Source organism: Achromobacter denitrificans NBRC 15125 (genome assembly GCF_001571365.1).
GTDB lineage: Bacteria > Pseudomonadota > Gammaproteobacteria > Burkholderiales > Burkholderiaceae_B > Achromobacter > Achromobacter denitrificans.
This window is the reverse complement of the sequence record NZ_BCTQ01000030.1, coordinates 25,582-49,835: the sequence shown is the minus strand read 5'-3', so window position 1 is coordinate 49,835 and position 24,254 is coordinate 25,582. Positions and strand designations below refer to the sequence as shown.

The 24,254-nt window shown below is 67.9% G+C and carries 22 protein-coding genes; 13 read left to right on the top strand and 9 right to left on the bottom strand.

Annotated features, from left to right (window positions below; translation table 11 throughout):
- The first annotated feature begins 52 nt into the window (after positions 1-52).
- Entirely contained in the window at positions 53-1,276 is a 1,224-nt protein-coding gene (locus tag ADE01S_RS22375) for a hypothetical protein (protein WP_062683948.1), read from the top strand.
- A 125-nt stretch (positions 1,277-1,401) separates the two neighbouring features.
- The gene (locus ADE01S_RS22370; RefSeq protein WP_062683947.1) at positions 1,402-2,190 is read left to right on the top strand and encodes a PhzF family phenazine biosynthesis protein; all 789 of its coding nucleotides are present in this window, start codon (positions 1,402-1,404) and stop codon (positions 2,188-2,190) included.
- A 139-nt stretch (positions 2,191-2,329) separates the two neighbouring features.
- Here the strand turns inward: ADE01S_RS22370 and ADE01S_RS22365 are convergent, their stop codons facing one another.
- Together ADE01S_RS22365 and ADE01S_RS22360 are read right to left on the bottom strand one after the other, a co-directional pair.
- Positions 2,330-3,541: an aminotransferase class V-fold PLP-dependent enzyme gene (locus ADE01S_RS22365; protein ID WP_062683946.1), complete on the bottom strand. Its 1,212-nt coding sequence runs from the start codon at positions 3,539-3,541 to the stop codon at positions 2,330-2,332.
- Positions 3,538-4,518, bottom strand: coding sequence for a tripartite tricarboxylate transporter substrate-binding protein (locus ADE01S_RS22360; RefSeq protein ID WP_062683945.1), 981 nt, complete (start codon positions 4,516-4,518; stop codon positions 3,538-3,540). The genes ADE01S_RS22365 and ADE01S_RS22360 overlap by 4 nt, the downstream gene beginning before the upstream one ends.
- Before the next feature lie 159 nt (positions 4,519-4,677).
- Here ADE01S_RS22360 and ADE01S_RS22355 point away from each other — a divergent pair, with 159 nt between their 5' ends.
- Entirely contained in the window at positions 4,678-5,610 is a 933-nt protein-coding gene (locus tag ADE01S_RS22355; RefSeq protein WP_062683944.1) for a LysR substrate-binding domain-containing protein, read from the top strand.
- Here the strand turns inward: ADE01S_RS22355 and ADE01S_RS22350 are convergent.
- Together ADE01S_RS22350 and ADE01S_RS22345 are read right to left on the bottom strand one after the other, a co-directional pair.
- Complete coding sequence (locus ADE01S_RS22350; RefSeq protein ID WP_242663421.1) at positions 5,598-7,937, bottom strand: TonB-dependent siderophore receptor; 2,340 nt, start codon at positions 7,935-7,937, stop codon at positions 5,598-5,600. The two genes, ADE01S_RS22355 and ADE01S_RS22350, sit on opposite strands and share 13 nt — an antisense overlap.
- 181 nt (positions 7,938-8,118) lie before the next feature.
- Positions 8,119-9,111 carry a FecR family protein gene (locus ADE01S_RS22345; protein WP_062683942.1) on the bottom strand — a complete coding sequence of 331 codons (993 nt, stop codon included), beginning with the start codon at positions 9,109-9,111 and terminating at the stop codon, positions 8,119-8,121.
- A gap of 138 nt (positions 9,112-9,249) precedes the next feature.
- Between ADE01S_RS22345 and ADE01S_RS22340 the strand changes: the two genes are divergently transcribed.
- A complete protein-coding gene (locus ADE01S_RS22340) occupies positions 9,250-9,765 on the top strand; it encodes a sigma-70 family RNA polymerase sigma factor (RefSeq protein ID WP_062683941.1) in 516 nt (171 codons plus the stop codon).
- 15 nt (positions 9,766-9,780) lie between these two features.
- On the opposite strand, the gene ADE01S_RS22335 is transcribed toward ADE01S_RS22340, so the two are convergent.
- The 4 genes from ADE01S_RS22335 to ADE01S_RS22320 form a co-directional block, all read right to left on the bottom strand.
- The gene (locus ADE01S_RS22335; RefSeq protein WP_062683940.1) at positions 9,781-10,536 is read right to left on the bottom strand and encodes a sulfite exporter TauE/SafE family protein; all 756 of its coding nucleotides are present in this window, start codon (positions 10,534-10,536) and stop codon (positions 9,781-9,783) included.
- 21 nt (positions 10,537-10,557) lie between these two features.
- Positions 10,558-11,538 carry a Bug family tripartite tricarboxylate transporter substrate binding protein gene (locus tag ADE01S_RS22330; protein ID WP_062683939.1) on the bottom strand — a complete coding sequence of 327 codons (981 nt, stop codon included), beginning with the start codon at positions 11,536-11,538 and terminating at the stop codon, positions 10,558-10,560.
- A 107-nt stretch (positions 11,539-11,645) separates the two neighbouring features.
- Positions 11,646-12,365, bottom strand: coding sequence for a fumarylacetoacetate hydrolase family protein (locus ADE01S_RS22325; RefSeq protein WP_062683938.1), 720 nt, complete (start codon positions 12,363-12,365; stop codon positions 11,646-11,648).
- A gap of 133 nt (positions 12,366-12,498) precedes the next feature.
- Positions 12,499-13,446 carry an AraC family transcriptional regulator gene (locus ADE01S_RS22320; RefSeq protein WP_062683937.1) on the bottom strand — a complete coding sequence of 316 codons (948 nt, stop codon included), beginning with the start codon at positions 13,444-13,446 and terminating at the stop codon, positions 12,499-12,501.
- Between the two features lie 191 nt (positions 13,447-13,637).
- Here ADE01S_RS22320 and ADE01S_RS22315 point away from each other — a divergent pair, with 191 nt between their 5' ends.
- From ADE01S_RS22315 to ADE01S_RS22275, 9 genes are all read left to right on the top strand, one after another.
- Complete coding sequence (locus ADE01S_RS22315; protein WP_062683936.1) at positions 13,638-15,014, top strand: acyclic terpene utilization AtuA family protein; 1,377 nt, start codon at positions 13,638-13,640, stop codon at positions 15,012-15,014.
- Positions 15,015-15,025: 11 nt separating this feature from the next.
- Positions 15,026-15,343, top strand: coding sequence for an AtuA-related protein (locus tag ADE01S_RS22310; protein ID WP_062683935.1), 318 nt, complete (start codon positions 15,026-15,028; stop codon positions 15,341-15,343).
- A 35-nt stretch (positions 15,344-15,378) separates the two neighbouring features.
- Entirely contained in the window at positions 15,379-16,983 is a 1,605-nt protein-coding gene (locus ADE01S_RS22305; RefSeq protein ID WP_062683934.1) for a carboxyl transferase domain-containing protein, read from the top strand.
- A gap of 2 nt (positions 16,984-16,985) precedes the next feature.
- Positions 16,986-19,001 carry an acetyl/propionyl/methylcrotonyl-CoA carboxylase subunit alpha gene (locus ADE01S_RS22300; RefSeq protein WP_062683933.1) on the top strand — a complete coding sequence of 672 codons (2,016 nt, stop codon included), beginning with the start codon at positions 16,986-16,988 and terminating at the stop codon, positions 18,999-19,001.
- Between the two features lie 13 nt (positions 19,002-19,014).
- Positions 19,015-20,235 (top strand): CaiB/BaiF CoA transferase family protein, encoded by a 1,221-nt coding sequence (locus ADE01S_RS22295; protein WP_062683932.1) that lies wholly within the window; start codon positions 19,015-19,017, stop codon positions 20,233-20,235.
- Between the two features lie 38 nt (positions 20,236-20,273).
- A complete protein-coding gene (locus ADE01S_RS22290) occupies positions 20,274-20,768 on the top strand; it encodes an FAS1-like dehydratase domain-containing protein (RefSeq protein WP_087881408.1) in 495 nt (164 codons plus the stop codon).
- Positions 20,769-20,826: 58 nt separating this feature from the next.
- A complete protein-coding gene (locus ADE01S_RS22285) occupies positions 20,827-21,792 on the top strand; it encodes a Bug family tripartite tricarboxylate transporter substrate binding protein (protein ID WP_062683931.1) in 966 nt (321 codons plus the stop codon).
- A gap of 83 nt (positions 21,793-21,875) precedes the next feature.
- Positions 21,876-22,664, top strand: coding sequence for an enoyl-CoA hydratase/isomerase family protein (locus ADE01S_RS22280; RefSeq protein WP_062683930.1), 789 nt, complete (start codon positions 21,876-21,878; stop codon positions 22,662-22,664).
- Positions 22,665-22,666: 2 nt separating this feature from the next.
- A complete protein-coding gene (locus ADE01S_RS22275) occupies positions 22,667-23,467 on the top strand; it encodes an enoyl-CoA hydratase-related protein (RefSeq protein WP_062683929.1) in 801 nt (266 codons plus the stop codon).
- Here the strand turns inward: ADE01S_RS22275 and ADE01S_RS22270 are convergent.
- Positions 23,464-24,252 carry an IclR family transcriptional regulator gene (locus tag ADE01S_RS22270; RefSeq protein WP_062683928.1) on the bottom strand — a complete coding sequence of 263 codons (789 nt, stop codon included), beginning with the start codon at positions 24,250-24,252 and terminating at the stop codon, positions 23,464-23,466. The genes ADE01S_RS22275 and ADE01S_RS22270 overlap by 4 nt on opposite strands.
- Positions 24,253-24,254 lie beyond the last annotated feature (2 nt).

Genomic DNA, 24,254 nt, shown 5'->3' with positions numbered 1-24,254 from the left:
CGCGCAAGCGACCCGTCTTCCCTGGGGCGGGCCGCCGCGCAAGGACAATGACTTGAAGAAGACCCGGGATTATTGGTTCGGCATCGCTATTTCCTGCCTGTTGGCGGGCCTGCTGGCCTTCCTGGGCGGCTGGGCCGTGATCACCCCCGATATGGGGTGGGGCGCGGCGGCCTTGCTGGCCTACGGGGTGATGTTCGGCGGACCGCTGGCGATCGTGCTGGCGCTGACCTGGCTGGTGTATATGGTGCGCGACCGCGGCCGGCTGCCCGGACGCGCCCATGCCCTGATGTTCATTCCGCCATTGCTGGCCGCGATGATCGTTCCGGTGCACGAGTCCATCCTGACGGCCCGGCGGGACCGCTTCCGCGAGTCGCATCCCGCCATCGCCGAGACCCATGTGAACCTGAGCGGCCGCACGATCTGGCTGGACACCCGCAAGGCGTCGGGGGCTTCGGGCGTTTTCCCCACCATGGAGCCGGCGTCGGCCGAGGATCGTCGTTACGCCCAGTTCCGCCGCTATCCGGGTCCAGGTTCCGAGACCGACGACAGGTTTCCCTATGCCGGCGCGCGCCTGAAGGAAGGCGTCGAGCGCTATGTCTATCTCGACGAGGGGGGAGCGCCGGGGGCGTCCCTGCCGTTGCGCCGCCAGCCTTATCCCGATCTGGGGAAGCTGCCGTCCGCGTATGCGTTTGGCGCGGCGGGGCTGCTGGTGCATCAGTATTTCCATTACGCCGACCATGTCGAGGTGGCGCCCAGCATCGCGCGCTTCTCGCTCATGACCGAGCAGAGCATGGAGTCGGCCCGCATTCCGGGGCTTGCGATCTTCGGGATGAATAACTACACGTCCGAGACGATAGCCAGGGTGGAGATCAACGGCCAGACCTACGACATGGGTGGATATGCCGCGCAAAGCCTGGTGGGTCGTCCTTGCGATTTCAACCACGGCGGCAGTCCGGTGTTGCTCTCGCTGGACCAGCCGGCGCGCGTGCGCTGGCAGACCGTGGAGAACCCCGGCGCCTGGCATGAGGCAACGGTGTCCGTGCCGGCGTTCAGCCCGGCCAGCAAGGCCGATCCCGCCAAGGCGCTGACGCGCGTGCGCCTGTATTTCCTGCCCGACGGCTCGGTGGCCGCGGAGCGCTTCCGGGAAATCCGATCCCGCGGCGATAAGCTCGCGATCCGCAGCACGGGGCTGCCGCCTTCGGCCCAGCCCTACGCGTCCTGCGGCGGCGCGTATGCCGGCTACAACTCGCGGACCGTGGAGCTGCTGGCAAACTGAGCGGGCGCCGGGCAAGCGGGCGCCGTGCAAGCGGGCGCCGGGCGAGCGGACGCCGCGCCGGGCGCGGATGGCACAATGCCGTCATGCGCCTCGCGCGTACCCCCCGTTTCCTTCCGGATCCCGCCATGTCCCAATTCGATCTCTATCAGGTAGACGCCTTCACTTCCGCGCCGTTCGGCGGCAATCCGGCGGCAGTCATTCCTCTGGAGGCCTGGCTACCCGACGAAACGCTGCAACGCATCGCCGAGGAAAACAACCTCTCCGAAACCGCCTATTTCGTGCGCCGGGGCGACGTCCACGAATTGCGCTGGTTCACGCCCGCGGTCGAAGTCGATCTCTGCGGGCATGCGACGCTGGCGTCGGCCTACGTGCTGTTCGAGCAATTGGGCGTGAAGGACGAAGTGCTACGGTTCGCCACGCGCAGCGGCGAATTGCAGGTTCGCCGGGCCGGCGACAGCCTGGCGATGGACTTCCCGGCGAAGCAGCCCGAGGCCATGGAGATCCCGCCCGGCCTGCTGGCGGCGTTGGGCCTGGCGCGCGCCCAGGCGCTGTACCGCACGGATGACTATCTGGTGGTGATCGAGGACGAGGCGCTCATCGACGGCCTGACGCCGGACTTCGCGGCGCTGGCGGCGTTCGACGCCCGCGGCATCGCCGTGACCGCGCCCTCGGCGAAGTTCGATTTCGTGTCGCGCTGGTTCGGGCCGAGGGTCGGCGTGAACGAAGACCCGGTGACGGGTTCCGCGCATACCTCGCTGGCGCCGTATTGGGCGCAGCGGCTGGGCAAGCGCGCGCTCACCGCGCAGCAGGGTGGGGCGCGCAAGGGGCAGTTGCAATGTGAAGTGCTCGACAACGGCCGGGTGGTCATCAGCGGGCAGGCGGCGCTGTACCTGCGGGGGGTGATTTATCTTTGACGCGGGGAATCTCGGTTCCGCCCGAACGCCGCATTGGCCAACGGCCTTGGGCGTTCCCAAGGCGAGGAAAGCGCATGGGCAGGGGAGCTTAGCGGACCTGCCACGAACCGCGGCGGGCAGGCCCCGAGGCGCCGCAGCCTCAGCCCAGGCTGGCGCCGTTCCGGCGCATCCACCCTTCGGTCGCTTCCAGCGCCGCGGCCACGTCGGTCGGGTCGTTGTAGAGATGGAAGGAAAAGCGCACGGTGTTGCGCCGTAGCGCCGCCTGCACGTTGCAGGCCTTCAGGTGCGCCTGCAGAGCGGCCGCGGCGGGCGGCCCGCTGCGCGCCTGCACGCACACGATGTTGGAGCGGCGCCCGGTTCGCGGCTGGTGCACCGGCGCGCCCATGGCCTCCAGGCCCGTGGCCAGCGTGCCGGCCAGTTGCGTGACATGGCTGTCGATGGCCGCCGTGCCGATGCCATTCAGTACGTCCAGGCTGTCCTTCACCAGGGTCGCGCCCAGGAAGTTGTAGTTGCCCAGGTCGAAGCGGCGCGCGCCTTGCTGGAACACGATGGGGCCGGTGTCGTAGTCGGCTTCATGCGTGGCGGGGATGTCTACGCCGAAACGCGCCAGGCTTTGCGGCCGCAGGGTCTGCGCCAGCGATTTCCTGACGTACAGAAAGCCCATGCCGTACACCGAGCACAGCCCTTTCTGGGTGCTCATCGCCATTGCGTCCACGGGCGTGCGCGCCAGGTCGATATGCGTGATGCCGACGGTCTGCGCGCCGTCGACCACCAGCTGCACGCCGTGGGCGCGGCAGAGTTCGCCCAGGCCGTCCAGGTCGATCCGCGAGCCGGGGATGAAGGAGGTGCCCGAAACGGTCAGCACGCGCGCCCGGTGCGGGCCTTGCAGCACTTCGCGCACGGCATCGATCGACAGTTCGCCGTGCTGCGCGGCGATCTCGCGCACCGACACGCCGCGGGCCTCCAGGTTGCGCCAGGCATAGAGGTTGTTGGGGTGTTCGATGCCCGGGCAGACCAGGACTTCGTCGCCGGCCCGCCAGTCGATCGCGCTGGCGATGATGTTCAGGCCGTCCGAGACGTTCTTGGTGATGGCGATCTCATCGGGCTGGCAATTGAGCAGGCGGGCGATGCCTGCGCGCGCCGCTTCCACCACGGCGAAGTAGGCGGCCTTGTCGGCCCGGCCCAATACGCGTTGCTGCAGGTGGTCGCTGGCCGCTTGCGGCGCGCTCGCCAGCATCAGGCCGCGGCTGGCGACGTCGATGTAGGCCTGGGTGCTGGCGCCGGGGAAGAGGGCGCGGGCGGCGGCCAGGGCGTCGGCGGCATCGCCGCCGGGTTGGAGGAGGGTGTTCATTGCAATTGCATTCCGTTTTCTTTGACCACATTGGCCCAGGTTTCGCGGTCTTCCGCGATGAAGCCCTGGAGTTGTTCGGGCGTCATGGCGACCTGCGTGATGCCCAGCTCGGCCAGGCGGCGCTTGACCTCCGGATGGGCCAGGGTCGCGGCCAGGGCCGCATGCCATTTGTTGCTGACGTCGGCGGGCAGGCCCGCGGGGGCCAGCACGGCGAACCAGTACTTCACGTTCTCCAGGCCCTTGACGCCCTGTTCCTGGAAGGTGGCGACGTTGGGCAGCGAGGGCAGGCGCTCGGTGCCGGTCATGCCGATGGCGTTCATCCGGCCCGATTGCAGGTATTGCGCGGCCGAGGCCGGGTTGGTGAAGATGAGGTCGATCTGCCCGCCCAGCACGTCGGTGGCGGCCTGTGAGGCGCCCTTGTAGGGCACCATCATCAGGTTGAGTTCGGAGCGCCGCTGGAAGAAGGCCGAGATCAGGTGGCTGGGGCTGCCGGATCCGACGCCGATGGTGTAGCCCCTGCGGTTGCGTTCGACGTCGTCGCGCATGTCCTTGACGCTGCGCAGCCCCGAGGGCTGGTTCGACAGCAGCATGGCGGGCGCGATGCCGACCATGCCGAGGGCGGTGAAGCTCTTGACGGCGTCATAGGGCAGCCGCGGGTATAGCGAGGGGGCGGTGGTCTGGGCGTTGTCGGCCAGCAGCACGGTATAGCCGTCGGGCGCGGCCTTGGCGACCAGCGAGGTGCCCAGGGTGGCGCCGGCGCCCGGCTTGTTTTCCACGACGACCGATTGCTTCAGTTCCACGGCCAGTTGCTGGCCGAGCAGGCGCGCCACGACGTCGGAGCTGCCCCCCGGCGTATAGGGAACGATGATGGAGATGGGCCGGTCGGGAAAGCCGGCGGCATGCGCCGGCGCGGCCAGGCAGGCCAGCAGGCCGGCGCCCGCCAGCGTCCGGCCGAGAATGCGGTGGAGAACGGTCATGATGGCTCCAGGAGAATTGGGAAGGCGCTCAATATGCAGCGCCGGGCCGCGCGGAACAATGCACGGTCTTTCCCATGAGGTATGAGCTTATTGCATACCTCGGTACACTGGCGCCCTGGGATCCCGCCTGGGCGGGGCCGGTTTTCATGGAATTAAGCTATGACGAACTTGGATGCATTGGCGCAGGCGTCGCTGCTGCGCCGCCTGCCGTCCATGAAGGCGCTGCTCTTTTTCAATGTCGTGGGCCGGCACCTGAACCTGGTGCGCGCCGGCGAGGAGCTGCATCTGACGCAGGGCGCCCTGAGCCGGCAGATCAAGCTGCTCGAACAGCACCTGGGCGTCGCGCTGTTCCGCCGCCTGGCCCGCGGCCTGGCGTTTACGCAGGAAGGCGAGACGCTGTACGCGTATTCGCAGCAGGCGTTCGGCACCCTGGATGCCGGCCTGCGGCGGCTGTCGCTGGTGGCGGGCCGGCAGACGCTGGTGGTGTCGGTGGCGCGCAGCTTCGCGCTGCGCGTGCTGGCCGGCCGGCTGCCGCGCTTCGTGCGGGCGCACCCCTGGGTGGACCTGCAGATCGACACGCACCGCTACTTCGCCGATCTGGAAACCTCGGGCGCCGACGTCTCCATCCGGCTTACCGACAGCCATTTCGAAACCGGCCATCGCCATCGCCGGCTGACCGACGATATCAGCTGGCTGGTCGCCAGCCCGGCGGTGGCGCGGCGCATGACGGCCCGCAAGAAGGAGGGGGCGCCGTTCCGGCCGGTGCTGCTGAGCAATTCCGAGCGCGACGACTGGAGCCGCTGGCTGGCGGCCGGCAATCGCTGCGTGCAGCCGGAGGAGGCCGCGTTGCAGTTCAACGATTCGGCCACCATGCTGCAGGCCGTGGAGGCGGGCATGGGGTTCTGCGTGGCGCGCTCGGCGCTGGCGCGGGACGCGGTCGAGGCCGGAACCCTGGTCCGGGTGTGGAAGCAGGAAATGCGCGACGGCCTATGCTATCGCGCCATCAGCGCGGCGCGCGGCAAGCCGGCGCTGGAACCCTTCCTGCAATGGCTGGACGAGGAATTCCCGGCCGGCGCCCACTACCACTTGTAGGTCACCCGGCCCAGCACCGTCCGGCCTTCTCCGTAGAAGCAGGCGTACGTGCAAGAGGCCACGTAATCCTTGTCGAACAGGTTGCGGACCGTGAGGTCGGCGGTCCAGCCCTTGAGGGAGGGGGTGTGCGCGCCGAAGTCATAGCGGACCGCCGCGTCGAACAACGTGTAGTCCGCCACTTTGGCGGTATTGGCGCTGTTGAACGTCGAGCCCATGTAGCGCACGCCGCCGCCGAAGTTCAGGCCGGCCAGCAGGCCGGATTGCACCGTGTAGTCGGACCACAGCGACACCATGTTGCGCGGCACGGCTTCGGGCGTATTGCCGAGGGTATTGGTATTGCTCTTGGTCACTTCGGCGTCGGTGTAGGTGTAGGCGGCGATCAGGTTCCAGCCCGATGCGAGGTTCGCCGTCGCCGATAGTTCGACGCCGCGCGAACGCACTTCGCCTTCCTGCACGTTGTAGATCGGATTGGCGAGATCGGCCGTCGGCACGTTGGTTCGGGTCAGCTCGAATACGGATGCCGTGACGAAGGAGTTGGAGCCGCTGGGCTGGTACTTCAGGCCCGCTTCCCATTGCTTGCCCTTGGTGGGCTCGAACGGGGTCGTCCCGCGTTGCGGGGAGGTGGTGCCGGTCTGCGGCTGGAACGAGGTCGAGTAGCTGATGTAGGGAGCGAGGCCGTTGTCGGCAAGGTAGAGCAGGCCCGCGCGCCAGGTGAAGGCATTGTCGGCGCTGCGGGTGGCGCTGCCGTTGAGCTTGTTCAGCGTCTTGCCGTCGGCGTCGTCGTAGCGTCCGCCGAGCACCAGCACCAGCTTGTCGTCGAACTTGATCTGGTCCTGCAGGTACAGGCCAACCTGGCTGCGTTTTTCGTTGGTGTAGGTGTTGGGCTCCGAGGGCAGGACCACGCTGGAGCCGTACACCGGATGGAAGAAGTCGATGGGCGCGAGATTGTTGTAGCCGGCGTACTGCTTGCGAGTGAAGTAGGTCTCCGTGTAGTCCAGCCCGAAGAGCACGTTGTGCTTGAATCGTCCGAGCTCCCATTTGGCGTCGAACTGGTTGTCGACGCTTACGCCGTGCGCATCGTCGTCGCGGCGGTAGGCGCCGCGTTCGGCGGTGGAAAAGTTGCTGCCCGGAACCCAGGTGTTCCAGTAGACGTGATTCACGCGGTTGCGCGACTGGGCGTAGTTCAGGTTCTGCTTGAACTGCCAGGTTTCGTTGAAGCGGTGCGCGAATTGGTAGCCGAGGGTGCCCACCTCCTGGTCCCACTTGCTCCAGTCGGGTTCGCCGGTGAACCGGTGGCGCGAAATCCTGCCGTTCGGATTGGGCTTTACCGTGCCCTCCAGCGGATAGCCGGCGTTGTTGACCGTCTTGTTCTTCATGTAGCTCGCCAACAGGGTCAGCGAGGTATCGGCGCCGATGCGCCAGGTCAGGGCGGGGGCGAGGTAGTAGCGATCGTCCGGGATGTCGTCGATCATGGTGTCGGCGCCGCGCACCAGGCCGGTCAGGCGATACGTCAGCCGGCCTTCGTCGTCGATCCGGCCGCCGAAGTCGGCGGCAAGCTGCTTGTTGTCGTGCGAGCCCCCGCTGAGCTGGAGTTCTCGCAGCGGGGTATCGGTCGGGCGCTTGGAGACCACGTTGACGATCCCGCCCGGCGAGGCCTGTCCGTACAGCACCGAGGCCGGGCCCTTCACCACTTCGATGCGATCGAGCGCATACGGTTCGGACATGACGCTGTAGTGGGGCAGCGGCACCTTGAGGCCGTCGCGGAACATCACGCCCGGATTGGTGCGCACGTCGAAGCCGCGGATGATGAAGGGATCGTCGGTCCGATTGAAGCCTTCCTGCACCACGATGCCGGGCGTGTAGCGGACGGCGTCGCCCAGCGTCTGGGGGTTCTGCTCGCGGATCTGCGCGGCCGTGATTACCGAAATCGATTGCGGGACTTCGATCAGCGGGGTGTCGGTTTTCGTGCCGGCGGACGTCACCGTCGCCACGTAGGTTTCCGAATCGGGCAGCGAGCCCACGACGTTGACGGGCGACAGCATGGTCGTCTGCGGCATCGGCGTCAGCGTGATCGTGCCGTTCTGGATCGAATAGCGGATGCCGCGTCCGCCGAGCAGGCGTTCCAGCGCCTCGGCCGGCTCCATGCGGCCCTGCACGGCCGGGCTGCGCAGTCCTTCGACGAGATCGTGGCTGTAGAGCACTTGCAGATCGGCCTGGCGGCCGAGTTCATGCAGGGCCTGCGCCAGGCTTTGCGGCGGTATGTCGATGTTGACGGGCGCGGCCTGCACGGAGACGCTCAGCAGGGTCAGCGCGCCTAGCAGCGGCAAGAGGGGAAGGCGGGGGCGGAACGGTGAAATCGATGCGCGGGAGGCCGCGTTCTGTCTGGCTCGCATGGTCTCGTCTTGGGGAAAAGAGATTGAAAGTAATAACCACTATCAATATCTATGACGAAATCAGCGCTCGGTTCCGGAATGAAGAGTTGAAACAATAAGTAACGTCGCCCGCCGCCTACCTTGGCGGGGCCGGCACGAGGGCGAGGCTGCCGTCGGCCTTGCGCAGGGTACGAACGGGCAGGATGGCCGGCAGGGCGTTGGCCAGTTCGGCGACGTTGCGGACATCGTAGGTGCCGCCCAGCCGCAGCGCGGCAATCGCGGGATCCACCGAGGTGTAGCGCCCGTCGGCCGGCAAGTAGCGGTTGATCTGCATGATGGCGTCGCGCAGCGTGGTGTTGTCCAGCACTAGTTTCCCATGGCGCCATGCGGCCGAGTCCGCGGCGGTCACCGCGCGCGCCTGGGGATCGCTGCGTTCGCTGTAGCGTGCCTGCATCTGCGGCCGCAGGCTCAGTTTCCTGGTGCCGGCGCCGTCGTCTTCCGTTTGCACGTCGACGCTGCCTTCGACCAGGGTCACGATGACGGTCTCGCCCGATTTCCAGACATTGAAGGCGGTGCCCGTCACCGTGATCGTGCCGCGGCCCGCCTCGACCACGAAGGGATGGGCGGTGTCGTGCGTGACGCGGAAATAGGCTTCGCCATCGGCCAGGCGCAGGCGGCGGGTATCGCGGTACGCGCGATACACCATGGCCGTATCGATGTTCATGTCGACTTCGGTGCCGTCGCCCAACGTGACGGTGGTGGTTTGCGCGCCGCTGGCATAGCGCTGGTAGGTGCCGGGCAGCAGCGCGAACCACCATCCTGCGGCCCAGCACGCCAGCCCCAGCGCGCAGGCGCCGAGCGTCCAGCGGGCGATGGGCCGCGAACGGCGCGCCGCCGGGGGGGCGGCGAGGGGCGCGGGCGCGGCCGGCAGGTGGCGCGCCAGGCCCCAGAGGTCATGAACCGCGCGGTACTCGCGCTCGTGGCGCGGATCCGCTTGCAGCCAGGCCTGGAAGGCCGCGCGATCCTGGTCGGAACAGGATTCATCCTGGAGGCGGACGCACCATTCCACCGCCTGCTCGGTCAGGAGGTCATCCTGCGCGCCGGAAGAAGTCAGGGGAGGAATGGCCATGGCGGGTTAATATGAGAATGAGAGTTGTTACACTTTGAGGCGCCATCGGCGTCCGGGGTGAACGCAAACATCTAGGCGGCATTATGCAATATCCCGCCGTTCGCGCCTTATTCGGAATCATCGCGGGGGAGTCTCCGAATGGAGCAGTACTACAAAGAGCTGTTGCGATTCCTGGGACGCAAACTGGGCGATGCGCAGGATGCCGCCGACATCGCGCAGGAGGCCTACGTGCGCGTGCTCGACCGCAACGGCGACTGCGCCATTACCCAGCCGCGCGCGTTCCTGTTCCGCGCGGCGCTGAATCTCTGCATCGATCTGCATCGCAGCCGGCGCGGCGCGCAGGTGGCGCCGATCGATGCGGAAGCGGAAGGCGTCGCCTGCGCCGCGCCGTTGCAGGACGAACGACTCTATCGCCGCCAGCAGCTGGCGCGCCTGGAACGGGCCCTGCAGGAATTGCCGTCCGCCTGCCGCCAGGCGTTTCTGCTGCGGCAGGTGGAGGGCATGTCGTACGACGAAATCGCAAGCCGGCTGGGCATCTCGGCCGACATGGTCGGCAAGCACCTGGCGCGCGCCTTGCGCCACTGCCGGACGCGAATGCGGGCCTGGGAGAGCGAGGGGGGCTGCCCGCCAGGCGGCGCCGGCGGGCAGCGATAGGCGCGACGCCGGCGATCAGCGGAACAAGGCGGCCGTCATGGCCAGGCCCACCACGATCACGCCGCGGCGCACGACCGCCACGGGCAGGCGGTGCGCCAGGCGGCCGCCGGCCCAACCGCCCAGCGCGCCGGCAACCATCATGGGCATGGCGCGCGGCCAGTCCACGGCCCCGCCCGCCGAATAAACGCCGGCGGCCATCAGCGTGAGCACGGCCGAGGCCCAGTTCTTGGCCTGGTTCATGGCGAGCAGGTCGCGGTGTCCGGCCAGCGCGAACAGCGCCAGCAGCAGGATGCCCATGCCGCCATTGAAGTAGCCGCCGTAGATGCTGGCGGCGAATAGCCCGGCGCGCAAGCCGGCCTCCGATACCGAGACCTCGGCCGAGGCCGCGCCGCGGGCCCGGCGCGCGATCCAGGCGGGGCCGGCCATGAACATCAGGGTCGCCAGCAACATCATCCAGGGCACGATGCCGCGCAGGGCCGCGTCGCCGGTCTGCGTCAGCAGGTATGCGCCCAGCGCGCCGCCGGCGCAGGACAGGATCGCCAGCTGGCCCAAGGGCATCAGGCCGGGCCGGTCCGCGCGGCCGCGGCCCAGCGACAGGGCGCCGGCCAGATAGCCGGGCAGCAGCGCGACCGCCCCGGTGGCGTTGGCCGCGACGGCCGGCACGCCGGCGAACATCAGCGCGGGCAGCGTCAGGAAACTGCCGCCGCCCGCGATCGTATTGAGCGCGCCGCCCATGAAGGCGGCGGCGCACAGCAACAGGGTTTCCATCATGCCGTTCCTGTGCCGTCCTCCTCAATCGACCTGCAGGCCGATGCGCTTGACCACGTCTCCCCACTTGGCCACGTCCTCTCGGATCAGCTGGCGCAGGGCCTCCGGCGTGCCGGGATCGGGTTCGGCGCCCTGGGCCGAGAGCGTTTCGTGCGCGGCCGGGTCCTTGAGCGCCAGCGCCACTTCGGCGTTGAGCTTGTCGATGACCGCGGGCGGCGTGCCGGCGGGCGCGAACAAGGCGAACCACGATCCCGATTCGAAGCCCGTCACGCCTTGTTCGGCGATGGTGGGCACGTCGGGCAGGGCCTGGGAGCGGTGCGCGGACGTGACCGCGATCGCCCGCGCCTTGCCGGCCTTGATCTGCGGCAGCGCCGAGCTGATGTTGTCGGCCAGCAGCTGCACCTGTCCGCCGGTCAGCGCCACCAGCGCCGGATTGCCGCCCTGGAACGGCACGTGCACCATGTCCACGCCGGTCATCATCTTGAACAGCTCCATGCCCAGGTGGCCCGGCGTGCCATTGCCGGCCGAGCTGAAGTTCAGCTGCCCGGGGTTGCGCTTGGCGTAGTCGATCAGCCCCGGGATGTCCTTGACCGGCACCGACGGATGCACCATGACGACTTGCGGAACGCGCGCCACCAGCGAGATGGCGGCGAAGTCCTTCAGCGGGTCGTAGTTCAGGTTGCGGTGCGTGGTCGTCGCGATGGCGTGAGAGGCGTTCGTGCCCATGACCAGCGTGTAGCCGTCGGGCGAGGCGCGCGCCGCCAGCCGCGCGCCCACGGTGCCGCCGGCGCCGGCGCGGTTCTCGATGACGAAGGCCTGTCCCAGCTTGGTGGACAGCTGCTTGCCGAGCTGGCGGGCGAGCAGGTCGCTCGCTCCGCCCGCGGCGAAGGGCACGATGGTGGTGACCGGGCGCGACGGATAATCCTGCGCCTGGGCGCCGCCGGACAGGCCGGCGGCCAGCGCGAGGGACGCGGCCAGATGCTGCAATACTCGATTCGTCTTCATTTGCCTCTCTCCATTATTGTTGTCGCCGGACCGGCCCGGGGCCTGCGAGGCCCCGCGGGCGGCGCTCCGGCGCGGGGCGCGAGCCCCGTTCCCGCAGTGGTTCGCGGCTAGCGCCCCGCGACGATGGTCACATCCAGCTCCGGCAGCGCCGCGACGCGCCCGCGCAGGCGGTCGCCGACCTGCACCGCGCCCACGCCCGCGGGCGTGCCGGTGTAGATCAGGTCGCCCGGCATCAGGCGGTACTGGCGCGAAAGCTGCACGATGATTTCCGGCACGTTCCAGATCATCTTGCCGAGTTCGGACTGCTGCGCGACCCGGCCGTTGACCTCCAGCGTCAAGGGCCCGGCCAGCACGTGTCCGCCGGCCTCCACCGGCAGGATGGGGCCGCAGGGCGCGGACGCGTCGAAGGACTTGCCCACTTCCCACGGACGCCCTTCGCGGAAGGCTTCGCGCTGGCGGTCGCGCCGGGTCATGTCCAGGCCCACCGCGTAGCCGAACACCGCGGACAGGGATTGGGTGGGATCGGGGTCGGGCGTGCGGCCGATGGCGATGACCAGTTCGAGCTCGAACTGGAAGTCCTCGGTCAGGACGGGATAGGGCACCTGGCCGTCGGTGACGATCGCGTCGGTGGGCTTCTGGAAAAAGAAGGGCGGATCGCGCTCGTCGCCTTCCTTCATCTCGCGGATGTGCTCGATGTAGTTGCGGCCGACGCAGTAGATGCGCCGCACCGCGAAGGCCTGGTCGCGTCCGGCGACGGGCACGGTCACGGGGGCGACGACGGGCAGGGGCAAGGCAACGGCGCCGTTGGCGGTGGCGGGGTGATTCATGAAACTCCTTTCGGCTGGCCCCGCGCCGTGAGGGCGCGGGCGATGCATGAATGTTGCGCGAAAGGCGAGGTCGGCCGTTAGACGGCGGACTGTCCTAAAGCCGGACAAACTTGCGCAGTCGGCGCCGGCCGGCTCAGCACGACCCGGGCTGGCGCAGCTGGCGGCGGAACGCCGTGGGGCTGGCCTGTTCGAGCAGCCGGAAGCGGCGCCCGAAATACGCTTCGTCGGAAAACCCGCAGCGAAACGCGATCTCCTTGACCGAGAGGCTGGTGTGCAGCAGCAGCTCGCGCGCCAGCGACATCCGCCGGGCGGTCAGGTATTCGACGAAGGTCTGGCCCGTCTCGCGCTTGAGCAGGTGGGCCAGGTAGGTGGGAGACAGGTGGATGGCGGCGGCCGCGTCGGTCAGGGACACGGGCTGGTCCAGGCGGTCTTTCAGGAAGGCCCGCAGCCGCGTCAGGGCAGGATTGCGGGCCTGGCCCGAGGCGGGCATGGCCGCCAGCGCGGCCAGCGCCTCGCCGTGCTCGCGCCAGACCAGGCCGATCAGCTGCAGCAGGTAGGCGCGGATCAGGATGGCCGAGCCGTTGGCCCGGCGCTGGTCTTCGGCCGCGATCTCGCGGCACAGTCCTTCCACCTGGGCCAGCGCCGCGCCGTTCAGCCGGAAGTCCAGCTGCTCCTGGAAGCGGAAGGGCGCGAGCTCGGGCGCGCGCTCGATGGGCAGGTCCTGCAGGTCGAGCGCGTCCACGTCCAGCGAGGGCAGCAGGTAGCCCAGGCTGGCGTTGAGGATGTAGTAGCGGCTGCCCGGCACGGTCGGGATGAAATGGGTCTTGTAGGGAAGGATGAAGCACACCGTGCCCGGCGTGACCGCGCGCCGCGCATCGCCGATGGCGTGCTGCGTTTCGCCGGCCAGCTGCACGTGGATCTGCAGGTATTCGTGGCGGTGCGCCGCGGGGTTGGGCAGCGCCGTGCGCTCGTCGCGGATGCCGAAATCGCCGTGCCGCGAACGCTCGGACATCTTGTAGTTGCTCAGCGGCAGATCGCGCGCGGGGCGGGCGGAAGGGGCAAGGGCGGTGGACGATGCCATGAAGGGATCCGAGGACGGAAGGACGCGTTCGGGAACGACAGGCCAGGCGCCATTTTGCGTGGCTCGCGCGGTGGGGGCAAGTTGCCGCGGCTCGCTGCATGAAACGCCGCTTGACGTTCCGCGCTGCTCGAAATTAAAATGAAATTCAACTAATCAAAATGAAATTAGAAAGAAAGGACAAGGAGACAGGAATGGCCAAAAGCGTGAGGCTGGGAGCCGGTTCCGGGTTCTGGGGAGATGCCCAGGATCCCGCCGAGGAATTGCTGGAGCGAGGGAATCTGGATTACCTCTGCTTCGACTATCTGGCTGAGCTGACGATGGCGCTGCTGCAGCGGCAAAAGCTCAAGCGGCCCGACACGGGCTACGTGCCGGACGCGGTGCAGACCATGATCAATCTGTTGCCGCGCGCGACCGCAGCGGGCACGAAGCTGATCTCCAACGGCGGTGGCGTGAACCCGCGCGCGGCCGCCCGGCGCATCGCCGAAGGCGCGCGCCAGGCCGGACTCGCCGGTGCGCGGATCGCCCTGGTCGAGGGCGACGACATGCTGGACAAGCTCGATGGCCTGATGGGGCAGGGGATCTCCCTGCGCAACATGGATACGGGCGACGACGATTTCGCGGCGATCCGTGACCGGGTCGTGTGCGCCAACGTCTACACCGATAGCTCCGGCATCGTCGAAGGCCTGGAGGGCGGCGCCGACGTAGTGATCGCCGGCCGGGTGTCGGACAACGCCCTGTACGTCGGGCCGCTGGCGCATGAGTTCGGTTGGCTCCGCGACGCGCAGCACACGGACCGTTTTGCCGCGGCTGTGACGCTGGGCCACATCGTCGAGTGCGCGGCGGGATGCTCGGGCGGCATGTCCTCGCGCTTTGCCGACATGCCGCACATGGGCCGCGCCGGTTTTCCCATCCTGGAGGTGGGAGAGGACGCCGAGGCCATCGTGACCAAGCTGCCAGGGACCGGCGGCCGCATCGACCAGTGGACGGTCAAAGAGCATCTGGTCTACGAGGTGGGCGATCCGCGCCGCTACCTCATGCCGGACGCCGTGGCCGACTTCACGTCCCTGCGGCTGGCGGACGACGGCATGGACCGCGTGCGCGTCAGCGGTGTGCGCGGAGAAGTCGCGCCGGACCTCTGGAAGCTGGTGGTCGGGTACCAGGACGGCTGGATAGGCGAAACCATGGCCTTCTTCCCTTGGCCCTATGCCTATGACCGCGCCGTCAAGGCGCGCGAGACCCTGCTCGAACGGTTCGAGCGCATGGGCCTGGCAGCGGACCAGATCCACTTCGATTTCATCGGCCTCAATACCTTGCATGGGCCAGCGGCCGCCTTTCCGGGCCGGGAACGGGCCAATGAACTGCCCGAAGTGGGTTTGCGCTGCGCGGTGCGGACCCGTAGCGCGGAAGAGGCCGAAAAGGTACGCCGGGCGGGCACGAACCTCTGGATCATGGGGCCGGGCGGCACGTCCTTCGGCACGCCGATGAAGCCGCGGCCCGTTATCTCCCTGTGGCCGACGCTGATTCCGCGCGACGCCGTCGTGCAGACGACCGAAATCCTGGTGGCCTGAGGAGAGCCCTGATGACCCTACAAGTGAAAGATATCGCCTATGTCCGCTCCGGCGACAAGGGAGACGTGTGCAGCGTCGGCCTGGTAGCCCGCGGCCCCGTCGAATACGCGCGCCTGCGGGCCAGCGTCACGCCCGCCGACGTCAAGGCACTGTATGGGGACTGGGTCCGGGGGGAGGTCGAGTGCCATCCCATGGACAACATCGGCGCCCTGGTCGTGATCATGCGCCATGCGCTGGGCGGCGGCGCGACCCGCACCTTGCGGCTGGACCAGACCGGGAAGTCGTTGGGGCATGCCCTGCTGCGCTTGCCGGTGCGCGAACCGCGCTGATCTTCCGCAACCCCTACCCTGGCGGTATCCCACACATGGCTATTCTTCCATCCCGTTCCTGGTCGGGCAGTCCGGAGTTCGTCGCGAACGTCCAGGCCTATGAGCAATTGCGCGCCCCGTTGATCGCGGCGCAAGAGCGCGTGGCGGCCGGCGGCGGCGAGCGCGCGCGCCAGGCTCACCTGGCGCGCGGCAAACTGCTGCCGCGCGAGCGAGTCAATACCTTGCTGGATCCCGGCACGCCATTCCTGGAAGTGGGCCAATACGTGGCCGAGGGCGCGTACGAGGGCCAATCGCCCGGCGCCGGAATCATCACGGGCGTGGGCGTGGTGGCCGGGCGGGCCTGCATGGTTATGGCCAACGATGCGACGGTCAAGGGCGGAACCTATTACCCGCTGACTATTAAGAAGCAGCTGCGCGCGCAGGCCATCGCCCGCGAGAACGGCCTGCCTTGCATCTATCTAGTGGATTCGGGCGGCGCCTATCTGCCTTTGCAGGGCGACATCTTTCCGGACGAACAGCACTTCGGCAAGATCTTCCGCAACATCGCCGAGATGTCCGCCCTGGGCCTGAAGCAGGTCGCGGCGGTGTTGGGCGCATGCACCGCGGGCGGCGCCTACATTCCCGCGATGTGCGACGAGACGGTGATCGTCGACCAGGCCGGCATGATCTACCTGGGCGGCCCTCAGCTGGTCCAGGCGGCCACGGGTGAAGTGGTCGACGCCCAGGCTCTCGGGGGCGCGGACGTGCACACCCGCCTGTCGGGCGTGGCAGATCATTTCGCGCACGACGAGCGGCATGCGCTCGAACTGGTGCGCGGCATTGTGGGCCGTTGCGAGGCGGCCGCCCTTGCGCCGCCCGTCCGCGAGTGTCGGCCCCCGCGCTACGATCCGGCCGAGTTGCCCGGCCTTGTCCCCGCCAATCCCAAACAGCCGATTCCGATGCGCGACGTGCTGGCGCGCTTGCTGGACGGCAGCGAACTGCTGCCGTACCGCGAGCGCTACGGCACTACCCTGATCTGCGGCACGGGCGCCATCGGCGGCTACCCCGTGGGCGTGCTCGCCAACGACGGCGTGCTGTTCGGCCAGAGCGCGCAGAAGGCCGCCAACTTCATCGAGTTGTGCTGCCAGGAAGACATCCCGCTGGTGTTCCTGCACAACATCAGCGGCTTCATGGTCGGCGTGCAGTATGAGCAGGGTGGGATCGCCAAGGACGGCGCCAAGATGGTCAATGCCGTGGCTACCGCCCGGGTTCCCAAGTTCAGCGTCATCGTCGGCGGCAGCTATGGAGCGGGCGCGTATGCGATGTGCGGCCGCGCGTTCGGCCCGCGGCTCATGGCCATGTGGCCCAACGCCAGGACTTCGGTCATGGGCGGAGAACAGGCCGCCACCGTGCTGGCGCTCGTGCGCGCCGAACAGCTTGCCCGCCAGGGCAAGCACTTCGGTCCGGAAGAGGCCGAAGCCTTCAAGGCGCCGGTCCGCGATACCTATGGCGCGGAAAGCACGGCCCTGCACGCGGCGTCCCGCCTGTGGGTGGACAGTGTGATCGAACCCGCCGACACGCGGGCCTGGCTGACGCTGGGCCTGGCCCTGGCGGCGGGCGGACCGAAAGAATCCACGCGCTTTGGCGTGTTCAGGATGTAGCCATGTTCAAAAGAATCCTCATTGCGAACCGGGGCGAGATCGCCTGCCGTATTGCGCGCACCTGCCGGCGCCTGGGCGTGGAGTACGTGGCGGTGTACTCGCTGGCGGATGCGGACGCTGCGCACCTGCGCGGGGCGGTCCGCGCGGTACTGCTGGGCGCGGGCGCCGCCGCCGACAGCTATCTGAATGTCGCGAAGCTGCTCCAGGCCGCCCGCGAAACGACATGCGAGGCGGTCCATCCGGGCTACGGCTTTCTCTCCGAAAACAGCGATTTCGCGGGGGCCGTGGAAGCGGCGGGCATGGCCTTCATCGGTCCGGCGCCCGCGACCATCGCGGCGCTGGGGGACAAGGCCCGGGCGAAGGCGTTGATGCGCGCGGCCGGGGTGCCGGTCGTGCCCGGAACCGACGACGCCAGCGACGATCCCGCCGACATCGCGGCCTTGGCGCGCGCCATTGAACTTCCTATCTTGCTCAAGCCGTCCGCCGGGGGCGGCGGCAAGGGTATGCAGATCATCACTCGGCATGATGATCTGCCGCGGATCATCGAGTCGGCCATCCGAGTGGCCCGCAACAGTTTCGGCGATGGGCGGATGATCGTGGAGCGGTACATCGAGGAACCTCGCCACATCGAGGTCCAGGTGTTCGGCGATGGTCGCGGCAATGTGGTGCACCTGTATGAGCGCGAATGCTCGCTGCAGCGCCGGCACCAGAAAGTCATCGAGGAAGCGCCGGCGCCGCGCCTGCCCGAGCAGGCACGCCAGCGGTTGCTGGAAGCGGCCGTACAAGGCGCCCGAAGCTTGAACTACCGCAACGCCGGAACCTTCGAGTTCATCGTGGACCGGGATTTCAACAGCTACTTCCTGGAGGTGAACACGCGCCTGCAGGTCGAGCATCCGGTCACCGAGGCGGTCACGGGGCTGGACCTGGTCGAGTGGCAACTGCGCGTGGCGGCAGGGCAGGATCTACCACTGGCGCAGTCCGACATTGCGTGCCGCGGGCATGCCGTCGAGGCCCGGATCTACGCCGAAGACCCAGCCAACGACTTCCGCCCCGCGCCCGGGACGGTGACGCGCGCACGCTGGCCCGTCGGCCTGCGGGTCGACGCCGGCCTGGACGGCTGTGGCGAAGTGCCGCCCTTCTACGATCCCATGGTGGCCAAGATCATCGCCAGCGCCGTCGACCGTCCTGCCGCGCTGGCCGCGTTGAAGGCGGGCCTGGGCCGGACGGCGCTGCTGGGCGTGACCAGCAACGTCGGCTACCTGTTGCGCCTGCTCGACGATCCGGCCGTGCAGGCGGGCGAAGTCCACACGCGCTATCTGGATGAGCGCAAGGCGCTGCAAATGCCATGCAGCCGCGGGGCGGCCACGGCGGTAGGGGCCGCGCTATCCCTCCCAGCGCGGGCGCACCGCGCTTCGCCCTGGCTCGCCGGCACGCCTTGGGGGGCGGCGGACCGGCGCTTCCTCGACCCGGGGGCGCCTTTCGGGGCCGTGCATTTCGTGCTGGATGCCGAGCCCGCCTGGGCTGCGCTGCGGGAAATCGAAAAGGGCAACGTCCGGGCGAATCACGAAGGGAAAAGCTGGAGCGTGTCGAGCGATGACGACGGCGCGGGCGGTAGCGTCGACGGGTGGCGCTGGGACGCCTGCCCGGCGGAGGATGGCTGGCATCTGCAGGTGGCGGGCGACCACTACACCGTGCGGCCGATTCCGCAGGGACGCGACGGCAGCGCCCTGGCGGCTGGCGCCGCGACGGCGCCGATGTCCGGCGTCATCGCGGCCGTGGCGGTGCGGCAGGGGGATCGCGTGCGGCCCGGAGACATTCTGGCCGTTATCGAAGCCATGAAGATGGAGTATTCGATCGTGGCCGATGTCGAGGGCTCCGTGGCGTTTCTGCGCTATGGGCCTGGCGACAGCGTGCGCGAGGGCGAGCTCATCGCCGATATCGTCCAGGATGACGCGGCGTTGGCCGATGTTCCTGAATCCATCGATGAACCGACCATTTCGTCCGGCATCAGCCGCTAGCACCGAGACCACTATGCAGAAACCGTTGAGCCATATCCGCGTCCTGGACCTCTCCCGCATTCTGGCCGGCCCTTGGGCCACGCAGAACCTGGCCGACCTGGGCGCCGAGGTCATCAAGGTGGAGAAGCCGGGAGTCGGCGACGATACGCGACAGATGGGGCCGCCCTTTCTCAAGGACAGCGGCACCGGCATGGATGGAGATGCCGCCTATTTCATGAGCTGCAACCGCGGCAAGAAATCCCTGGCCATCGATTTCTCCCATCCGCGGGGCCAGGAAATCGTGCGCGAGCTGGCGCGCAATGCGGACGTGTTCGTCGAGAACTACAAGGTTGGCGCATTGAAAAGATATGGCCTGGACTACGCGGCGCTGCGCGAGATCAATCCGCAGCTTGTTTATTGTTCGGTGACCGGCTTCGGACAGACGGGTCCCTACAAGGACCGCGCCGGCTACGACTACCTGATACAGGGAATGGGCGGCCTGATGAGCGTGACGGGTGAGCGCGACGAGCTGCCCGGCGGCGGCCCCCAACGCGCGGGCGTCGCGGTGGCCGATCTGTTGGCGGGCATGTACGCGACCACCGCTATCCTTGCCGCCTTGCAGCACCGCGATCGTGGCCGTGGCGGGCAGCACATCGACATCAGCCTGCTGGACTGCATGGTGGGTTCGCTGGTGAACCAATCGATGAACTTCCTGGTCAGCGGCCAGGTGCCCCGGCGCATGGGCAGCGGCCATCCCAATATCGCGCCGTACGCCGTCTATCCGGCTGCCGACGGCCATCTGGTTCTGGCCGTGGGCAACGACACTCAGTTCCGGCGTTTGTGCCAGGCGGTGGGGCAGCCGGAAGTCGGTACCGACCCGCGTTTCGCCACCATCTCCGCCCGCGTGCTCAACCGGGCGGAACTGGATGCCTGGCTGGTGCCGGTGACGCGTTCGCGCGCCCTGGCCGACTGGACCGCTCTGCTGGAGCGGGCCCAAGTCCCCGGCGGGCCCATCAACGGCATGGATCAGGTCTTCGCCGACGAGCAGGTGATCGCGCGCGGCATGCGGGCCGAACTGGAGCATCCGGTCTACGGCCCGGTGCCGACCGTGCGTAATCCAATCCGCTTTTCAGAAACCCCACTGGAGCCCGCCGGCGCGCCGCCCGCGTTGGGACAGCACAACGAAGAGGTCCTGCGGTCATTGGGAATCGAGCCGGACCACCTGGCCGAGCTGCGCCAGGCTGGCGTGATCTGACAGGAACGCCAAACCCCCTACAACCAGGAGAAGACAGTATGCGTAGATCGATCAATGTGGACGAGAACGGGCTGGAGGTGCTGGGCCTGGGCTTTTACTGGAACGACGTGGAGCCGGGCTACCGCTACCGCACCTTGGGTCGGACCATCACCGAGGCCGACATCACCTTATTCATCGGCACAGTGGGCATGGTGGAGGAAATGTTCACCAATCTGGACTACATCGCTTCGCAATCGGTCATCGGTTCTCGCCCCGCACCCGGATCGCTCGTGTTCTGCATCGCGGAAGGACTGCTGATGCAGAGCACCATGCAGCGAACGGGCATGGCGTTCATGGAGGCGGATGTCAAGGTTCTCCGGCCCACCAACGCCGGCGACACGGTCCACGTCGAGTGCGAAGTCGTCGAGGCCCGGGCCACCAGCAAGCCCGACCGCGGCTTGGTGCGCACCGCCAACCGGGTGGTGAACCAGCGCGGAGACGTCGTGTTGACCTACAACCCCTTGCGCATGGTCAAGACCAGGCCGCAGGAATGAACCGCGTTTTTTTGTCGAGGGACGCCCAGACGGCCCCGATCCACTCTAGGAGACGATGATGAGATTTTCCCTGTTTACGGGTTTGATGGCGCTGACAGTATGCGTACACGGCGCGCAGGCGGCCCCGGCTTCTGCCTATCCGGAAAAGCCGATTACGGTGGTCGTGCCCTTTGCCGCGGGCAGTCCGACCGACGCGGTGGCGCGGGTACTGTCCGATTCGCTGTCCAAGCGTTTGGGCCAACCGCTGATCGTGCAGAACCGACCCGGCGCCACCGGCATGATAGGCAGCGAATATGTGGCCCGCGCTCAAGCCGACGGCTACACCCTCCTGTTCGGGACCAACACCACCCAGGTCGCGAACAAGTACTTCTTCAAGAACATCTCCTATGACGGCTTGAAGGATTTCGCGCCGGTCGCCATCGTCGGCGGGGTTCCGCACGCGCTCGTGGTCAACCCTTCGGTGCCGGTGAATTCCGTGGCGGAGCTCATCGCCTACGCCAAGGCGAACCCGGGGAAACTCTCGTTTCCCTACGCCAACAGCACCACGCGCATCACGGGGAGCACCTTCCGTGTGATGACGCATACCGATATCTCGGAGATCCCGTACAAGGCCTATGGCCAGGCCGTGTCCGAGCTGCTCGGCGGCCAGACGCAGATGATGTTCATCGACTTTTCCACAGGCCTGGCCTACATGACTTCGGGCAAGCTCAAGCCCTTGGCCATCACGCCGGCGCGATCGGAAAAACTCCCCGGCGTGCCCGCCATGAAGGAGGCCCTGCCGGGATTCGAGATCGGGAATTGGAACGGGTTGTTCGCGCCCGCGGGAACGCCTCCCGACGTCGTAGAAAAGCTCAACCGGGAAATTACGGGCGCGCTCGCGCAGCCGGAGGTTCGCAAGCAGATCGATGGCGTAGGCTACGAGCTGCTGCCGCCCATGGCGCCCCAGGCCTTCGGCAAGTACATCGCCGAGGAGAGCGCGCACTATGGCAAGCTGACCCGGGAAGCGGGCATCAAGCCCGAATGAACACCGGGCCGCGCGCCGGCCCGGCGCGCGGCCCGCAGTCTGACCGTCCTGATTCCCATTGACTTGCGAGCCCGCCCAGCATCATGAAAAAAAACGACGCCCCAGTTCTGTATTCCGTGCGAGATGGCATCGCCACGATATGCATAGACCGCCCTGCCCAACGCAATGCGCTGTCCATCGCCATCTGCGAGCGCCTGTTGGACCTGTGGGACGAGGTTGAGCGCGACGACGCCGTGCGCGTGGTGATCCTGACCTCTGCCGACTGCGGGGTTTTCTCGGCCGGCATGGACCTGAAGGAGGCTGCCCAGGTGCGCGCCGATTCCGGCAAGGACATGCTGCAGATGCTCCGCGATCCGTTTCACCAGCGCATGCGCCGCGTGCCCAAGCCCATCATCGCCGCCATGACGGGGCATTTCACCGCCGGCGGCATGGTCCTGGCCGCCAACAGCGATATCCGGGTCGGGCTGCGGGACACGCTGGGCGGCATTTCCGAGGCCAAGGTGGGGAGAGGGTCTCCCTGGGGAGTGCCCATGTTGTGGATGTTGCCGCAGCCCTTCATGCTGGAGCTGATGCTCACCGGCGAAATGCACCCGATCGAGCGTTTTCACCAATTGGGCTTCGTTAACTACGTCGAAGCCACCGCCGACGCGGTGCGCGCCCGCGCGCAGTCGATCGCGCGCACGATCGCCGGCAATGCGCCGCTTACCGTGTGGGCCGCCAAGAAGAGTGTCGGGGCGGCCATGGACCTGGGATGCGAGCGCGGCCTGGAGGCGGCGTGCCGCTATCACGAGCGCGTGTACTCCAGCGCCGACGCGATCGAAGGGCCGCTGGCCTTTGCCGAGAAGCGCGCGCCGCGGTGGATAGGAGCATAGCCATGGCCTCCGAGCCGGATTTCGTGCGGCGCGACGATGACGATGGCGTCGTCACGCTCAGTCTCTGCCATCCCGACACCTTGAACCGCTTCTCCGACGGTTCACAGTTTCAGGAACTGGCAAGCCACGTGAGGCGAGTCAATGCCGATCCCTCGGCCCGTGTGCTGATCGTCACCGGCGTAGGCAAGGCCTTCTGCGCCGGCGGAGACCTGCGCCAGATGGCGCAACGAGAGGGATTTTCGGCCGGCGACGTCGCCCAGGTGCAGGCGCGCTACCGCGAGACCGTGCACCAATTGCCCGCCGCGCTGGCGGAAATCGAGATTCCGACCATCGCCGCCGTGAATGGTCCGGCCTACGGGGCGGGCTGCGATCTGGCCTGTTTCTGCGATATCCGCATCGCCGCGCGCAGTGCGCGCTTCTCGGTGAGTTTTGCCCGGCTGGGTATCGTGGCGGGCGACGGCGGGGCCTGGATGTTGCCGCGGCTGGTTGGTCGCTCCAAGGCCATGGAGCTGGCTTTTACGGCCGAGCCCATCGATGCCCAGGAAGCCTGGCGCATCGGGCTGGTCTCGGAGGTGGTATGCGATGAGTCGTTGGCCGGCCGCGCCGGCGACTTGGCGCGCCGCATCGCGCGTCATCCCGCCCAGGCGTTGCGCATGCACAAGCGCCTGCTGCGAGATGCGGAGCAGCACACCCTGGCGACGCACCTGGACGTCGTGGCCGCGTTCCAGGCCATCGCCCACGCGTCGGACGAGCATTTGCGGGCGGTGCGTGACGCGGTAGAAGCCCTGGACCGGGCCCGCTAGGTGTCCTCTTCGGCCGCAAGCGCGACGCGCTGCGCCACGGCAAGCAAGGCGGGCGCTACCTGGTCACGCAGAATGGCTTCCGTGACATCGCCGCCGACGGCCATTGCGGCCAGCACGAACTCCGAGCCCGGCTTCACCGGCGTGGCGATCGACGCGGTCTGGGTGGCGACGGGCGCGGCGACATGGCACCAGCCCGTCGCGTCGAGCTCGCGAAAAGCGGCCTGGACGTCGGCGAGCTGGCGAGAGGTGCCTGGGGGCATCTCGCCTTCGATCTGGCTGAGCAACTCCTGGCGCTGGTCCTGCGGCCGTCCCCAGAGATAGGCGCGTCCGGAGGCCGAGCTGGCCATGGGAAATCGCGCGCCGCTGGTCAGCCCCAGCTGCACGCGGCCGGCGGGTACGCAATGCTCGACCACCAGCATGTGCAGCCGGTCACGCGTGCTCAGGGTGACGTGGACGCCGAAGCGCTGCGACAACTCTCGCATGAGCGGGCGCGCAGCCTGGCTCGCGGCCAGGCCTTTCCTGGCCGCGCGTCCCAGCGCCAGGCAGGCGGCGTGGGGCTCGTAGCTGTCGTTGCCCGTGGCTTGCAGGAAATGATGGGACAACAGCGTCTGGACCAGTTTTTCGGTAGTCGGGCGAGACAGGTCGAGCTTACGGGCGATGTCCGCCAGCGACAGCTTGCGGTGGCGCAGGTCGAACAGGCGCAGCACTTCCAGGCCGCGCCGCAGCGAATCCACTTGCGCATCGTCGCGGGGCGCGCCGGGTGTAAGTTGGCGAGTCCGTACCATGA

Coding starts and splice junctions, on each gene's coding strand:
- ADE01S_RS22315 (WP_062683936.1), top strand. CDS start 13,638: ATGGCCAAAAGCGTGAGGCTGGGAGCCGGTTCCGGGTTCTGGGGAGAT.
- ADE01S_RS22280 (WP_062683930.1), top strand. CDS start 21,876: ATGAAAAAAAACGACGCCCCAGTTCTGTATTCCGTGCGAGATGGCATC.
- ADE01S_RS22305 (WP_062683934.1), top strand. CDS start 15,379: ATGGCTATTCTTCCATCCCGTTCCTGGTCGGGCAGTCCGGAGTTCGTC.
- ADE01S_RS22365 (WP_062683946.1), bottom strand. CDS start 3,541: ATGAACACCCTCCTCCAACCCGGCGGCGATGCCGCCGACGCCCTGGCC.
- ADE01S_RS22295 (WP_062683932.1), top strand. CDS start 19,015: ATGCAGAAACCGTTGAGCCATATCCGCGTCCTGGACCTCTCCCGCATT.
- ADE01S_RS22340 (WP_062683941.1), top strand. CDS start 9,250: ATGGAGCAGTACTACAAAGAGCTGTTGCGATTCCTGGGACGCAAACTG.
- ADE01S_RS22345 (WP_062683942.1), bottom strand. CDS start 9,111: ATGGCCATTCCTCCCCTGACTTCTTCCGGCGCGCAGGATGACCTCCTG.
- ADE01S_RS22320 (WP_062683937.1), bottom strand. CDS start 13,446: ATGGCATCGTCCACCGCCCTTGCCCCTTCCGCCCGCCCCGCGCGCGAT.
- ADE01S_RS22355 (WP_062683944.1), top strand. CDS start 4,678: ATGACGAACTTGGATGCATTGGCGCAGGCGTCGCTGCTGCGCCGCCTG.
- ADE01S_RS22360 (WP_062683945.1), bottom strand. CDS start 4,518: ATGACCGTTCTCCACCGCATTCTCGGCCGGACGCTGGCGGGCGCCGGC.
- ADE01S_RS22370 (WP_062683947.1), top strand. CDS start 1,402: ATGTCCCAATTCGATCTCTATCAGGTAGACGCCTTCACTTCCGCGCCG.
- ADE01S_RS22310 (WP_062683935.1), top strand. CDS start 15,026: ATGACCCTACAAGTGAAAGATATCGCCTATGTCCGCTCCGGCGACAAG.
- ADE01S_RS22285 (WP_062683931.1), top strand. CDS start 20,827: ATGAGATTTTCCCTGTTTACGGGTTTGATGGCGCTGACAGTATGCGTA.
- ADE01S_RS22325 (WP_062683938.1), bottom strand. CDS start 12,365: ATGAATCACCCCGCCACCGCCAACGGCGCCGTTGCCTTGCCCCTGCCC.
- ADE01S_RS22290 (WP_087881408.1), top strand. CDS start 20,274: ATGCGTAGATCGATCAATGTGGACGAGAACGGGCTGGAGGTGCTGGGC.
- ADE01S_RS22330 (WP_062683939.1), bottom strand. CDS start 11,538: ATGAAGACGAATCGAGTATTGCAGCATCTGGCCGCGTCCCTCGCGCTG.
- ADE01S_RS22270 (WP_062683928.1), bottom strand. CDS start 24,252: ATGGTACGGACTCGCCAACTTACACCCGGCGCGCCCCGCGACGATGCG.
- ADE01S_RS22275 (WP_062683929.1), top strand. CDS start 22,667: ATGGCCTCCGAGCCGGATTTCGTGCGGCGCGACGATGACGATGGCGTC.
- ADE01S_RS22300 (WP_062683933.1), top strand. CDS start 16,986: ATGTTCAAAAGAATCCTCATTGCGAACCGGGGCGAGATCGCCTGCCGT.
- ADE01S_RS22335 (WP_062683940.1), bottom strand. CDS start 10,536: ATGATGGAAACCCTGTTGCTGTGCGCCGCCGCCTTCATGGGCGGCGCG.